This is a genomic window from Paraflavitalea sp. CAU 1676 (genome assembly GCF_029223285.1).
Lineage (GTDB): Bacteria > Bacteroidota > Bacteroidia > Chitinophagales > Chitinophagaceae > Paraflavitalea.
In genome coordinates this window covers 31,401-45,224 of record NZ_JARHUJ010000007.1, presented here as the reverse complement: position 1 = coordinate 45,224, position 13,824 = coordinate 31,401, and the positions used below count along the sequence as shown (strand labels likewise).

Below are 13,824 nucleotides of genomic sequence, written 5' to 3'. Positions count from 1 at the left end.
CATACCCCAGGCGAGTATGTTTGTTGCCTCAATTCAGTAAATTATCGATAGGGATTGTGTCCAGATAGGGATTTAATAAGGTGATATTATCAAATACCCTGTATTCTTCGATCGCTTTGTTTTGGGGGTTGCAGTATGCCTCCACGTAATAGTTTTCCATCTGAAAAAGGAATACCATGAAGTCGAAGTTACTTCTCTTGGCTACGAGTACCCCCTGGTGAAGAACAGTCATTTTCTTTTCCTCCTCATTCAATAGGATAAAATCAGAAAGCTTCATAGTTAACATTTTAAACAGTTAATGTTTTAAATTATTTACTAATAACCTTTTGCTGAACAAATAACATCGGCCAGTGCTTAAAACCCGGCCATCTGAGAAAATGAGAGGCAATTTTTCAACTTGAACTACTATAGCTACAATGAGTGCAGAGACAGTACGAGGCGTTGTAGCATTTTTGAGGCGGGGTAAAGGTACACTTTTTGGGTAATTGTTTTTATGTTTTTGAGGAACCGTTTTCTATCGATCTGTTAAAGTGTATCAGAAAGATTTGGTTACCAATTATAAATGACCTACCTTCACACTTCATTTGAGTTTTGCATTAGTAATTGTTAATTATCTGCTAAGTAATCTGCATTTTTAATTAGTTACCTACTCCTTGCTATCTCAGTATTTTAAAATTTTAATCGTTTAGTAATGAACATTTATGTTTCGAACCTCAGCTTCAACGTTCAGGATGAAGATTTGAGAGATTTTTTTGCTCCTTATGGAGAAGTAGCTTCAGCCAAAGTAATCAGCGACCGGGAGACCGGTAATTCCCGTGGCTTTGGATTTGTTGAAATGTCTGATGATGCCGCTGCGAAAAAAGCTATTACTGAATTGGACGGCGCTACTGTTGAAGGCCGGACCATCAAAGTAATGGAAGCCAAGCCTAAAGAAGACAGGCCCCGCAGTTCCAGCCCTTTCCGTCAAAACGGTGGCGGTAGCGGTGGTTACAACAACAGCAAAAGCTACAATAAGAACAGGTATTAATTTATTTGTCTTTATATAGAAAATGGTCGCCTCCATCAACCGGGGCGACCTTTTTTATTGCGCCTATGCGCTACGATGTTGGTAATGACTGCTTTGTGAAGCCTCAACAGGCTTTGTGCTCAATGTTGAAGTTTTTGATAGCCCTGCTTTCTATTGAAGGCAGGGTTATTTTTTGGTGGGTTTTGTTTTGATGCGGTAAGAGGTGTTTGTCCAGTTCCACTCCCAGGTTGCTCCGTTATCGGGTGAGAAGGCCTGGCTCCATACGGGGTGCTCTTTGTCGGTTTTATCCCACCGGAACATGACGATGACCCGCTTGCCTTCGTAGAGATCCGTACAATAGAAGTGCCCGATATTGCCTTCGAATGAGCCTACCACGGGTGGGTCGAGCACGCCAGTCGTGCTGGGTGCCCAATAAAGGCTCCACAATTTGGTTTCCGGATTGAACAAGCGGAGTGTAAAGCCTTCGAATGGTTTTCCATCGAGGGTAGCTCTATAGATATCGGTATTGCCGAGTCCGTTCAGCATGGTGCCAAAGTTCTCGTCTTCGGATTGGAAGCTTTCCCATTCTGTGGAGCCAACCAGTCTTTTTTTCAATCGTTGGTGTTCCATGGTCCATTTGCCGGTGAGGAACTCGAAGTCGTGCAGCGAAGAGGTCTTTGATGCGTAGATCTCTAAGTTTCCATCGGGGGAGATCTTTGCGTTGAAGAGGCCGGCTTTGGGGAATTCCGGTACTTTTTGTGTGAACGAGGTGTAGCTGCACAATAAGACCAGGCAGGTTAGTAAAATCCTGTAAGGATGCATTTGCATAGGTGGTTTGTTTTGGTAATGAAAAAAGGTAGCCACCTTTACGGAGCTACCTATTCAATTTAGTGGATGCTATTCAACCGGGCGACGGGCTTATTTACTACCGGTATCGGTAACCTTTCGGTTATATGGCCTGGTGTGTGATATCCAGGCTGTTACCCGAATTGATCAAGGGTAATAATTTGTTTCGGAGGTATTCGGTCCAGGCTGGTGAACAGGATTCGAAGCATTCAAATTCCGGGTTCAATCCTTCGTGTGTGAAGGTGAATTCGGTTACTCCGTTTTTTTCTGTGATGTCAAATATGAGTTTGGTGCCCGTCCACTCGTCTATTTCATCTACGAAGGTGAGGGCGCTTTCCGTTACCAGCCAAACCACTCTTTTGTTGGGGATGAGTTCCACCAGTTTCTGTTTGGTATAATGAACCCCTTCTCCGGCACGAAAGGTAAATTCTTCTCCGAGCTTATCGGTATTGCCAATGATCTCTTCGGCAAAATATCCCGACCACCAGCCACGTACGTTGAGGATGGCGTTGTATACTTCCTGCGGTGTGCGCTTGGTGGTTTGGGTGAGTAAAAAGTCTGTTGTTGTCATGGTCGTACTTTTAATTGAATGATCGTTTGTGGTTTAATTAATGATGCTGATGAGTTGCTGCGGACCGGTCTTCCGTTGCCGGCAGGCACCATTCTTTGTTGATGGTGCAGAGTTGTTCCAGCAGGGATTTGTATTCTTTTCTAACGGCTTCTGTTTCGGCCTGGCCGAGGAACTGTATGCTGTATCCATGGGGGCCGGGAAGTATAACAAACGGATACTTTGCGCCCGGAGCAGGTTTACTGCCACCTACTTCATCGTTGGTGATATTGGGGGCATAATACATGACGTGCGGCACGCTGGCGGTGATGACGTTGTCGTTTGCGTCGGGATTGGTGTAGGTTCTGAGTATCGGCGACAGCATATAAGAGATGCCGGCGCGTTGCGGTGCTTTGTAGTATTTCTTTTTGAAGCGGTCCTGGATGGTCTTTTTCAGTTCGGCGGGCGGGGTTCCTTTGGCCTGCATTTTTGCGATGTCGAAGAAAACGGGCATGATGGTTTTGGCGCCTGCCTCATCAAAAGAGATCGGGTACAGGATATCGTTCCTGTACTCTATCAATGGCCAGTCTCCTCTCATGGCATCATCGCCGTTACGGGCTACGAAAGTGTGAAACCCGTTGCTTCCTTTGCGGGCTATTTCAAAGCCCTTTGCCGGATCGAGGACATAAACCGTTGCACTGTCGCGGAGGTGGGGCGGAAGGGCGCTGAGTGCCAGGCGGATCTCTACTTCTTTTGGCAGTGGCTGGATGGTGTTCTGTTTGTCTTGTGCGCTTGTTGTAAATATGCATAACAGACCTGCGAGTAATGCCGTTATGCGGATCGTTTTGTTGCGTTCCATAATTATTCCATTTTTTTGTTTTCATTAAGCTACTCAAAGCTACAATGGAGCGGCACGCCGGAGGGGGTGCTATATGGTCTTTATGGCGGGTTGTTTTGGACAGGATGTGTTTGCTACAGCTTTGGGTAGCTGTAGGGCCGGCCGGGCTTATTGAATGCATAAGGCTGGTTGTTTCCGGGGAAACAACCAGCCTTTGAACTGAAGATCTTTAAGCGCCGATGGTGCCTGTAGTTATTTTGCCGGCCCGTTTGTAGGTGGCGATGATCACTCCGGTGGGTGTGGCCACCGTCTCTGCCAACATAAATGAGGCGGGTATTGCGCCATTGTCGAATAGCTTTTTGCCTTCACCCAGTGTGAGGGGGTAGATCTTAAGGCGTAGCTCATCTGCCAGATCATTCTCCAACAGCAGCTGAATGAGTTTGGAGCTACCCCAGACCTGGATGTCAGACCCTTCTGTTTTTTTGAGCTTTTTGATGTCGGCCAGGTTTTGGAGGAATACGGTGTTCTTCCAGTCGGACTTTCCCATGGTGTTGGACAGGACGTATTTGGTGCCTTCGTTGATGGCAGGCCAAATGTTGGCATGGTGGGGCCAGTAGCCGGCAAAGATCTCAAAAGTCTTTCTGCCCAGGAGGTAATCGGCTGGTCTCATTTCCTGTTGTACGATCTTACGGCCGACTTCATGGCCGTACGGTGCGGCCCAGCCGCCATAGTGGAATTTGCCTGATGTGTCTTCTTCCGGTCCGCCGGGCGCCTGCATGACCCCGTCTAATGTAATCATCGAGAGCACGATTATTTTTCTCATGGCTATACTGTCGGTGTTTATAGTGCTGACGCTGCACTTTATGTAGGTGTTGCCGTTATGCCGGTCATTTTTTCTGTTTTTTCATGGTTGCCAGTACGTTGTCGAGCTGGTTGAAACGGGTTTCCCAGATCTTGCGGAATTGTTCAATCCATTTGTCTATTTCTTTCATTTTTTCTATTTCGAGTTGGTAATAGATCTCCCGGCCTTTGTATTCCTGTTTTACCAGTTCGCATTCGGTGAGGATGCGCAGGTGTTTGGATACTGCCTGGCGGGTGGTATCGAAATGTTCGGCGATGGCATTGGGTGTTAAAGCCTGCAGGGCTATCAATGCGATGATGGCGCGGCGGGTGGGGTCGGCAATTGCCTGGAATATGTCTCTTCTTGTTTCCATGATCGATGTATTTGCTACTATCTGGTTGCAAATATATGTGCAAATACCTGGTTGCGCAAAAGATTTGAGAGAATATTTTTTCCGGCAGGCAAAAAGGGGCGGGGGAGAGGTGGGTGGAATGGCGTGTTGTGGATGGAAGTCACTTCGTTGTGTGTGCTTAAACCTGTCTCGGTTCCGTAAGTTTTTCAATCTGCGTATATTAGCTGTAGAAGTCTTCCTATATGAAATATTTCCTTTTAGTAGTGCTGGTTGTTTTTGCGACTGCGCCGGGGTTTGGCCAGCCGGTGAAAGATAATGGCCGGTTGAAAGTGACCGGTTTGCAGCTTGTTAATGAAAAAGGGGCACCTGTTGTGTTGCGCGGTATGAGTTTTGGGTGGCATAACTGGTGGCCGCGGTTTTACAATGCCGGTACGGTGAGCTGGTTAAAGAATGATTGGGGTTGTACGGTGGTGCGGGCAGCGATGGGCGTTGAGCCTGACCAGGGGTATATCAATAAGCCGGATTGGTCGAAGGAGCGGATCAAGGCGGTGATCGATGCGGCTATTAAAGAGGGCATTTATGTGATCGTTGACTGGCATAGTCATACTATCCGCCAACAGGAAGCGCAGCAGTTCTTTACCGAGATCGCTACTACGTACGGTAAGTATCCGAATATCATTTACGAGATCTTCAATGAGCCGGAAAAGCAGTCGTGGGCGGATGTGAAAGCCTATTCCATCGAGCTGATCAAAACGATCCGTGCGATCGATCCTGATAATGTGATCCTGGTGGGTTCGCCGCATTGGGACCAGGATGTGCATGTGGCGGCCGATGATCCCATTAAAGGCTATACGAACCTGATGTATACACTTCACTTTTATGCGGCCACGCACAAGCAGTATTTGCGCGACCGGGCCGACTTTGCCCTGAAGAAGGGCCTGCCGCTATTTATTTCCGAATCGGCGGGTATGGAGGCAACGGGTAACGGTCCGCTCAATGAGGCGGAATGGACGACCTGGATCGAGTGGGCCGAGAAGAATAAGATCAGCTGGGTTACCTGGTCGGTGGCCGATAAAAACGAGACCTGCTCGGTGTTGCTGCCTTCGGCTTCTTCAACGGGTAATTGGGCCGAGAAGGACCTGAAGCCGTCCGGGATCAAGGCGCGGGCGATGATCAGGAAGTATGGGGAGTAGGCGTTGATGACAAGGAATAGCGACAAAAAAGTGGTCAGTAACTACAGCGTTATTAATAGGATAGGGTATGGTTTTGCCAATTATATGGAATGACCCATTTAGTCCAGGTTTACTGTACTCAAATTTTGAAAAAGCTTTAGTCTGATGGAGATTTATATGATGCGTCGTTCTAATAGAATGCTTAAGAAGCAGGCACTTGCAAAGGTTTGAAGTTTTCATCAAAATAACCTTCTTTATTAATCACCATGGTGATACAGGCCATTGGAGCTATGTGTACATTAATTTTTCGTTCATGCGGGATGGGTTTTTGATGTTTGGGTGAGGAGGCGAGCGCGGAAGGGTTGGTAGGGATTGTGCGACCGAAAGGCGGTTGTGTTTGTTCGTCCTAACGACCGTTAGAAGTATTTGAGTCAGATTGATATGATCAATGAATATTTGACTATCGTATTTTTTCTATAAAATAATCGTTGAAATAATACATTCAGTATTGTGGATTTTACGATCTTTTAATACCTTGCCACCAGAATTAAGTTTCCCGGTCAATCAATTTTCGGAATTCCCCTACGAATAAACCATCCAGTTGTTCGGATTCCCATTGTTAATTATTGTATTTCAAGGTGCTACAAATATTACTATATATTTGTCCGGGAAAGCCTTGTTGGTTAAGGAAAAATAAAGTTCAGGCCAGATGCCTCAAAGCCAAAAAGAGAAAGACGACAATATTGCCGCCGCCATTACTTTGGGGGTGCAGGAGGCATTCGATCAGTTCTATTATGCTAACCGGGAGAACTTCTTTTCATTTACCAATAAGCTAATCAGGGATTCTGAAGTTGCTAAAGATATCGTCAGTGACACGTTTGCGGCCTGCTGGCAGATCCGAGGGAATTTCAAGCAAATGGATGATATCTTATCCTACATGTATGTGGCCTGCCGGAACAAAGCGTATAACTATTTAAAATATGGCAGCGGATTTAAGAATAAGAAGGAATTAGCTGTAGAGGATATACAAGTACTAGTTCAGGATCATAGTTTCACTGACCCCATTTTAGACCACATCATTTTCAAAGAATATATAGAGGCAGTTCGTACTGCCATGGAAGAATTGCCGGATCAAAAGCGGGCTATTGTGCAGCATTTTTATTTCGACGCCATGACCATCGAGGAGATCGCGAACAAGTTAAATACTTCCACCGTCACTGTACGATCTTCAAAAGCCAAAGCTATCTCTCAATTGCGCGAAATTTTGGGCAAAGAGCCTCTGATGGAATTGATCATGTTTTCCTTCTTTTTTGTATAGAAAAATCACTAGCAGGGTCTTTTTTAAATAATAATAAAAAATTGTTGGATTTCCTGGCAGCGTTTGGAGTCCCAACTTGTTTATATATGTAATGGTATTTCTGTATCCTACAATAAGTCCAAAAGGGAAAGCATGTTCGATAAAGCATTAAGATTACGCCACCTGATCCAAATGAAGGCGCAGGGAGATATTTCGGCGGATGAGCAAAAGGAACTTGATGATTTCATTGACAGATCACAAGGTAATGCTGATCTGGTCTCCTTATTGACTGCCGATGATGGGTTAGAGCTTGCGCGAGCACTTGAGATAGAAAGGAAAAAGGCCTGGATGTTGATCGAACCAAGGTTTCCCGCAGCTTTTGAAATTCGCCACTACAAACCGCGTTCCTATAGAATTAATTACCTCCGCTACGCTGCTGCTGCAGCCATTCTATTTTTAGTTATTGGTTCAATATATTATTTTTTACGCCCGTCTCATTCAATATCCGAACAAAAGATGGTGGCCACCAACCAGCGGCAACCTGATGCTCCCCCCGGTGGGCGCCGGGCGGTGCTGACCCTGGCTGATCAGTCTACCATACTGTTGGATAGCTCGGCCGCGGGAACTATTGCCCAGCAAGGAAATATTTCTATACGTAAATCTGAAAACGGCACAATTCAGTATATTGGTTCAGGTAAGAAACTGAACACGGGTTTGAATACCCTGGAAACGCCCAACGGCGGGGACTATGTGTTGTTATTGGAAGACGGTACCCGTTGCATTATTAATGCCGGGTCCAAGCTTAGGTATCCGGCAGCATTTACGGCTACCGAAAGAAAGGTTTTCCTATCTGGTGAGGCCTATTTTGAAGTAGCTAAAAATTCAGCGAAGCCGTTCCTGGTAGAAACTGACAATGGGACCACCATCAGGGTGACAGGGACTAAATTTAATATAAATGCTTACGATAATGAACCTGTGGAGCGTACTTCGCTTTTGGAAGGTTCAGTGATAGTTACCTCTAAAACCGCAGAGAGAAAATTAGTACCAGGTGATGAGGCGACGTTTAACAAGAAAGGCTATAAGCTAACTGTTTCTCAAACTAACGTAAATGCCTCCGTTTATTGGACTAAAGGGTATTTTTATTTCTCAAAGGCCCCACTGAAAGAAGTCATGCGCCAAATTGCAAGATGGTATGATGTGCAAGTCGATTTTGTTGATAATGTCGGTGATGATCGTCGGATACAGGGAGGCTTAAGTAGAAATATTCCATTGAGCGAAGTATTGACCCTTCTAAAAAAATACGAACCGAATATTGAATACGCCATGCAAAACAACAAAGTGCTGAAAATCTATCGAAGCAAAAGATAGAATGCACTTCTGATCTTCCATTAAACCTCCTTTGAAATTGTTCTAATGTCCGACTGGACAGCCTTCAACAAAATGCTGGCAAAAACAGACGCAATGCTTGCCTAAAGGAATTGGGAATGCAAGGAAGCCCCGGATTCTCCGACCCGTTACGGAGAGGAAATACTATTTCAATCCGGGTCTTTCGTTCCCTATTTAGGTAACAATATCGACCAACCAAAACAAATAGAACATGATCAAAGCAACGAATCCATTCGCTCCCCCAGTTTCTCCATGCAGGTGTTTAGGTTTAAACGAATTTCTGCGACCTGGAATCCGTGAATAACTAGCCAAAACAGTGGAGAATGTTTGATATCTATTCTTCTAGTGTATAACCATTAATTCTTATGGCTTTGTATAGCTGAGTGATACGTGTTCTAAACCGTAGTATTCGCCTGGCTGACCCACTATAGAATAATTTGAAAACGTTATCCTTTTCAAAATGAGGAATTGTCAATCTCGGGCGATTCCCGGACAATGTCCAAAGTAAAAACCGAAAGTGCTCGAACACTTTCGGTGTAATTCCGCTTTCGCGAAAATATTTTGGCCTTCGTCTCTGCCAGAGCCGAGTTTACTAAAACCAAAACGTATCAAAGTTATGGAATCTGTATTTCATAGCCTCAAAAAGCTATTTTCCCATTCCCAGACATTGGTTAGGCGTCATGACGCTTGCCTGGGTAAAAAACTGCTTCGAATGAAATTATTAGTGACGATATTAACTTCCGTCTGTATTCAGGTTAGCGCTAATTCATCTGCGCAAATTTCGATTAACCTTAGAGACGCCCCTCTCGATAAGGTTTTTGCTGAAATAGAAAAACAGACGACAATGATTGTATTGTTTGACTATAAAGATTTGGAAGGCACTAAAAAAGTGACGATAAAGTTAAACAACAGTAGTTACCAATTGGTGCTAAATAAAGCATTAGAGGGGCAATCGTTAACCTATGAAGTGAAGAATGGAAATTCAATAAGGGTTTACAAAATTTCGAGAATAACACCTGATACCATCCCCAGCCCAATAAATGCGCCCAACAGAGTAATTCTAAACGGAAAGTTAGAAAATGCGGCAAAAGAACCTGTCGTGGGGGCGACCATTCAGGAAAAAGGCCGTTCAACAATTACCATCAGCAATGAGCGTGGGGAGTTTCAACTACCCGTAAATGAAAAAGGAGTAATTATTATTACGAGTATCAATTATAAATCGAGAGAAATCAGGCTGAATGGGACACAAGATTTAGTAATACAGCTTGATATAAAGTCTCTGGACCTAGAAGAAGTAAAGGTGGTATCAACAGGATATCAGGATATACCAAAGGAAAGAACAACTGGGTCTTTTGTTCAAATAAATAATGGGTTGCTCAACAGGCGGGTCTCCACAGATGTACTGAGCAGACTAGAAGGAATTGCAAGTGGTATGCTCTTTGATAAAGCGTCGGCAGGAAATCCGCTGGGTATCACAATACGAGGAAAGAGCACCATATACGGAAGTACCCAACCTCTTATAGTCGTTGACAATTATCCGTATACCGGCGACATCAATTCGATAAATCCCAATGATGTTGAAAGCATTACCCTGCTCAAAGATGCGGCTGCATCCTCGATATGGGGTGCATTTTCAGGGAATGGCGTAGTGGTAATAACCACCAAAAAGGGTGGCTACAATAAGAAGGTAAGTATCGATGCCAATTTAAACTACACTATAGTTGCCAAGCCAGATTTGTTTTACTCGAAACGTTTCTTGAATGCCGGTGATTTTATTGATGTAGAAAAAAGTCTTTTTGATGCAGGATTCTATGAATCGGATTTAGTGGATCCAACTTTCCCTGTCATTTCACCTGCCGTAGAAATTTTGGATCAAATGAGGAGCGGTGTAATTACCCAGGAAGCTGGAAATGCAAAACTGATGGAATTACGAAAGCGGGATGTCAGACGGGATTATTCAGACTATTTATACAGGGCGGCTTCGCGGCAGCAATATGCCTTAAGTGCGAGTGGTGGAAGCGATAAAATGAATTATTACTTGTCACTTGGATATAATAAAGATCAATCAGAGGTAGTTGGCAATGAGGGTAAGCGAGTTACGCTAAGTTCAGTGACCAGTTATAAGCCCGTACAAAATTTAGAAATTACTGGTCGTATTATCTATGCGGAATCATCGGAAGCCAAAAATGGTTTGACGGGCGTTAGTTCTGGTGGCCGGTACACTAATAATACTTACCCATATGCGAGGTTGAAGGATGAGGATGGGAATGAGTTATCCATTACAAAAGACTATCGTGCATCGTTTGTGAGTGAAAATGTAATTCCTGAATTACTTGATTGGACGTACAGCCCTCTAAAAGATCGACGGCTATTTGATAATGATGAAAAAAATATCAGCAATCGTATTTCGGTAAATCTGAGGTACGCAATTGTGAAGGCACTAAGTTTAGATCTATCTTACCAGTATCAAAGAGAAAACTTCCAAGCAAAAAGCAATGAATCAGCTGAGCAATATTCTACGAGGAATTTAATTAACAGTTTTGCTACCGTCGATGGGGGGAGCGTTATTGATTTCCCTATTCCCAAGGGAGGAATAGTGTCTTACGTAAATCAAAATACTGTAGCTAATTCTGGTCGTATCCAAGTTAGTTATAATAATAATTTTTCTTCTTCAGCTATCTCTATTCTCGGCGGTGGCGATTTTACTGAAACTAAGGTATCAGGAACGAAAGGGGGGGTATATGGCTATAACCCTCAGTCGGGGGCCTCACAATCGGTCAATTATAACACGTTATATACCTTATATCCTTTTGGATATGGGTCATATATTTCTGACCTAAATCAGGTTATTCCAGAAGTTATCAATAAATACCGGGCATTCTTTTTCAATGGTTCCTATATATACGATCGGCGTTATACTGCAACTGTTAGCGCACGACTTGATCAGTCTAATTTATTCGGAGTAAAAACAAATCAAAAGCAGGTGCCCTTATGGTCCACTGGTCTTAAGTGGGACATCGCCAATGAGGCCTTCCTTCAGGGATCTATTTTTCAAAAGCTGGCTCTTCGAATCACCTATGGAAAGAACGGAAATCTAAATCGTTCCGTTACAGCCCTCACGAAAGCAAGATATCTAAATGGCGGAATAAATAACTCAGTATTCTTAGATATTGTTTCTCCTGGAAATCCTCAACTGACGTGGGAGACAATGAGCTCTTTCAATATTGGGTTAGACTTCAACGTTTTCAAACACCAGAATTTAAGTGGTACTATAGAATTTTTCAAAAGGGAAGGCAATAATTTAATTGGTGACAGATTTATTCCTTCGAGCACGGGCTTTTTACTAGCACGAGGAAACTTTTCGAGTATGAAAGGTAGTGGGTTAGATATTACTCTGCAAGGCAGATTTAATTTTGGGCCAATCCGATATGAATCAATCGTAATGACCAGTTATGCCACGGATAGAGTTACCAGAAATGAAGGAAATACCGGTCTGGTTGTTGGCAATCCTGTTAGTAGTCTTTATAGCTACCAGTGGGCTAAATTAGATGAATCTGGTGATCCTGTGGGGTATCTTGACGGAAAGGAAAGTAAAGATTACGCCCAGATCATATTAAATACTTCCGCAGATCCTACGCTGTGGCAGTATAGTGGAAGTACGGCTCCCAGGTATTTTGGGTCCTTTCGAAATACATTTCAATGGAAAAATGTAAGTATTTCGGCCAATATCATCTTCAAGGCTGGTTATGTTTTCAGACGTTCCTCTGTTAACTATGGATCCTTGTACAATCAGGGCGTAGGGAACGAAGATTTCCTAAGAAGATGGCAAAAAACGGGAGATGAAGTTATTACTCAGGTGCCCGCAATGGTATATATCGACTACCCACAATTTTCGGAGCGAAACACCTTCTATGATTTCTCAGGTATTCTTGTTGAAAAAGGAGACCACATTAGATTACAGGATGTTTCCCTGACATATGACTTGCCTTCCGGGGTTTCAAAGAAGGCCGGTTTAAGCAATGTTCAATTCTACATTTATTGCAACAATTTGGGATTGTTGTGGACTGCCAATAAAGAAAATATCGATCCCGATTTTACAGATGGATATAAAACTCCAAGATCGGCATCCATAGGAGCACGTTTAACATTTTAATATAAACCGTATGCGCATCAATAATATATTACTTCTATTTTTTACTATTATAGTATTTGGGGCCTGCAGGAAGGATTGGTTGGATACCAAATCCGACCAATCCATTGTTGTTCCCACGACACTAGATGATTTTGAAGCGGCTTTAGCAAATACAAGTGTTTTCAATGAGAATCAGCCATCTTTACTTGAACTAGGGTGCGATGATTATTATCACACCAGCTCTTCTTTAAGTAATAAAACCCAAGGACAGAAGAATATCTATACCTGGGCTGGCACTAGCAACTTTTATGCTGAACAATCATCCAAATTTGAGTGGGATAATGTTTACCTGGCGATATTTTATTCAAACCGAATATTAGAAGGATTACAAGAAGTTAAACAACCCGATAGGAGTGAAAGATGGAATAATTTAAAGGGGAGTGCTTTATTTTTCCGGTCATTCGCTAATTATAATCTCGTTTCGATATATTCAAAAGCGTATGATAAGAATTCTGCGGCTAGTGATTTGGGTATAATTCTAAGATTGGAGTCGGACATAAATCTCAAGGCCGAACGAGCTAGTGTTAAGGAAAGTTATGACAGGATTATTAGCGATCTGCTTGAGGCAATACCGCTTCTGCCCAATAAAGTACTTGTAAAAACAAGTCCAACAAAAGCAGCGGCATATGCATTGCTCGCGAGGGTTTATCTCTTTACCGGTGAATTTGAAAAAGCGCTTAAAGCCTCTACAGAGTGTATTAATCTGGCCGATGGAATACTTGATTATAACACGGTAGCAGTAGACGCGATCTCCCCATTTGCTCCGCTCTATACAAAGGAAGTGATCTTTTACAGCCGAATGGTGAATAGTCCGCTATTTCCTCTTGCCAACGGGACCGGTTTTGTTGATACCGTGGTTCTCAGAAGCTACGGTGAAAAGGACCTGAGAAAGAGAGCTTTTTTCAGGAATGTTAATGGCAGAATGACATTTAAAGGCAGCTATAGTTCTCTGTTTTTTGTGCTTTTTAACGGGCTGGCAATTGACGAAGTCTATCTGATCCGTGCTGAGTGCCTAGCCAGGGCAGATAAGAATAGTGAGTCTTTGAGCGATTTGAATAAGCTTTTGTCAAGTAGGTATGAAGCAGGATCATTCCAGCCGATTTCAACGATGACGTCCAAGGAAAGTCTATCCATAATTTTAAAGGAACGTAGGAAAGAGTTATTGTGTAGAGGTGTTAGGTGGGTGGATATTAAAAGGCTTAATGAGATCAATGAAGGGCCAGGTACACTGACCAGGCTAATAGGGGGAAGCGAATTTAAGCTGGCTCCAAAAGATAATAGATACGTGTATCCGCTCCCCAATAGCGAAATAACTGTCAGCGATGTTCCTCAGAATCCCAGATAATG

12 protein-coding genes are annotated in these 13,824 nt (G+C 43.5%); 6 read left to right on the top strand and 6 right to left on the bottom strand.

The window, feature by feature from the left end; genetic code table 11:
• Positions 1-28: 28 nt before the first annotated feature.
• Positions 29-277 carry a hypothetical protein gene (locus tag P2H89_RS22550; protein WP_275831171.1) on the bottom strand — a complete coding sequence of 83 codons (249 nt, stop codon included), beginning with the start codon at positions 275-277 and terminating at the stop codon, positions 29-31.
• A gap of 414 nt (positions 278-691) precedes the next feature.
• On the opposite strand from P2H89_RS22550, the gene P2H89_RS22545 reads away from it, so the two are divergent.
• Positions 692-1,027 (top strand): RNA-binding protein, encoded by a 336-nt coding sequence (locus tag P2H89_RS22545; RefSeq protein WP_275831169.1) that lies wholly within the window; start codon positions 692-694, stop codon positions 1,025-1,027.
• 165 nt (positions 1,028-1,192) lie between these two features.
• Here P2H89_RS22545 and P2H89_RS22540 read toward each other — a convergent pair whose 3' ends face one another.
• From P2H89_RS22540 to P2H89_RS22520, 5 genes are all read right to left on the bottom strand, one after another.
• Positions 1,193-1,834 carry a hypothetical protein gene (locus tag P2H89_RS22540; RefSeq protein ID WP_275831167.1) on the bottom strand — a complete coding sequence of 214 codons (642 nt, stop codon included), beginning with the start codon at positions 1,832-1,834 and terminating at the stop codon, positions 1,193-1,195.
• Positions 1,835-1,955: 121 nt separating this feature from the next.
• Positions 1,956-2,423 (bottom strand): SRPBCC domain-containing protein, encoded by a 468-nt coding sequence (locus P2H89_RS22535; protein ID WP_275831165.1) that lies wholly within the window; start codon positions 2,421-2,423, stop codon positions 1,956-1,958.
• 37 nt (positions 2,424-2,460) lie between these two features.
• Positions 2,461-3,258 carry a hypothetical protein gene (locus P2H89_RS22530; protein WP_275831163.1) on the bottom strand — a complete coding sequence of 266 codons (798 nt, stop codon included), beginning with the start codon at positions 3,256-3,258 and terminating at the stop codon, positions 2,461-2,463.
• A gap of 208 nt (positions 3,259-3,466) precedes the next feature.
• Positions 3,467-4,060 (bottom strand): dihydrofolate reductase family protein, encoded by a 594-nt coding sequence (locus tag P2H89_RS22525; RefSeq protein ID WP_275831161.1) that lies wholly within the window; start codon positions 4,058-4,060, stop codon positions 3,467-3,469.
• Positions 4,061-4,124: 64 nt separating this feature from the next.
• Positions 4,125-4,451, bottom strand: a complete 327-nt coding sequence (locus P2H89_RS22520) for a metalloregulator ArsR/SmtB family transcription factor (RefSeq protein WP_275831159.1) — start codon at positions 4,449-4,451, stop codon at positions 4,125-4,127.
• Positions 4,452-4,672: 221 nt separating this feature from the next.
• Here P2H89_RS22520 and P2H89_RS22515 point away from each other — a divergent pair, with 221 nt between their 5' ends.
• From P2H89_RS22515 to P2H89_RS22495, 5 genes are all read left to right on the top strand, one after another.
• On the top strand, positions 4,673-5,623 hold the full coding sequence (locus P2H89_RS22515; protein WP_275831157.1) for a glycoside hydrolase family 5 protein: 951 nt from the start codon (positions 4,673-4,675) through the stop codon (positions 5,621-5,623).
• A 688-nt stretch (positions 5,624-6,311) separates the two neighbouring features.
• On the top strand, positions 6,312-6,920 hold the full coding sequence (locus P2H89_RS22510) for a sigma-70 family RNA polymerase sigma factor (RefSeq protein ID WP_275831155.1): 609 nt from the start codon (positions 6,312-6,314) through the stop codon (positions 6,918-6,920).
• Between the two features lie 132 nt (positions 6,921-7,052).
• The gene (locus P2H89_RS22505) at positions 7,053-8,267 is read left to right on the top strand and encodes a FecR domain-containing protein (RefSeq protein WP_275831153.1); all 1,215 of its coding nucleotides are present in this window, start codon (positions 7,053-7,055) and stop codon (positions 8,265-8,267) included.
• 730 nt (positions 8,268-8,997) lie between these two features.
• Positions 8,998-12,438 (top strand): SusC/RagA family TonB-linked outer membrane protein, encoded by a 3,441-nt coding sequence (locus tag P2H89_RS22500; RefSeq protein ID WP_275831151.1) that lies wholly within the window; start codon positions 8,998-9,000, stop codon positions 12,436-12,438.
• Positions 12,439-12,448: 10 nt separating this feature from the next.
• Positions 12,449-13,822, top strand: a complete 1,374-nt coding sequence (locus tag P2H89_RS22495; RefSeq protein WP_275831149.1) for a RagB/SusD family nutrient uptake outer membrane protein — start codon at positions 12,449-12,451, stop codon at positions 13,820-13,822.
• Positions 13,823-13,824: the final 2 nt, after the last annotated feature.

Bases quoted from the DNA above. Each gene is read 5' to 3' on its own strand.
- P2H89_RS22525 (WP_275831161.1), bottom strand. From the start codon at position 4,060: ATGAGAAAAATAATCGTGCTCTCGATGATTACATTAGACGGGGTCATG.
- P2H89_RS22530 (WP_275831163.1), bottom strand. From the start codon at position 3,258: ATGGAACGCAACAAAACGATCCGCATAACGGCATTACTCGCAGGTCTG.
- P2H89_RS22520 (WP_275831159.1), bottom strand. From the start codon at position 4,451: ATGGAAACAAGAAGAGACATATTCCAGGCAATTGCCGACCCCACCCGC.
- P2H89_RS22500 (WP_275831151.1), top strand. From the start codon at position 8,998: ATGAAATTATTAGTGACGATATTAACTTCCGTCTGTATTCAGGTTAGC.
- P2H89_RS22510 (WP_275831155.1), top strand. From the start codon at position 6,312: ATGCCTCAAAGCCAAAAAGAGAAAGACGACAATATTGCCGCCGCCATT.
- P2H89_RS22535 (WP_275831165.1), bottom strand. From the start codon at position 2,423: ATGACAACAACAGACTTTTTACTCACCCAAACCACCAAGCGCACACCG.
- P2H89_RS22505 (WP_275831153.1), top strand. From the start codon at position 7,053: ATGTTCGATAAAGCATTAAGATTACGCCACCTGATCCAAATGAAGGCG.
- P2H89_RS22515 (WP_275831157.1), top strand. From the start codon at position 4,673: ATGAAATATTTCCTTTTAGTAGTGCTGGTTGTTTTTGCGACTGCGCCG.
- P2H89_RS22495 (WP_275831149.1), top strand. From the start codon at position 12,449: ATGCGCATCAATAATATATTACTTCTATTTTTTACTATTATAGTATTT.
- P2H89_RS22545 (WP_275831169.1), top strand. From the start codon at position 692: ATGAACATTTATGTTTCGAACCTCAGCTTCAACGTTCAGGATGAAGAT.
- P2H89_RS22550 (WP_275831171.1), bottom strand. From the start codon at position 277: ATGAAGCTTTCTGATTTTATCCTATTGAATGAGGAGGAAAAGAAAATG.
- P2H89_RS22540 (WP_275831167.1), bottom strand. From the start codon at position 1,834: ATGCAAATGCATCCTTACAGGATTTTACTAACCTGCCTGGTCTTATTG.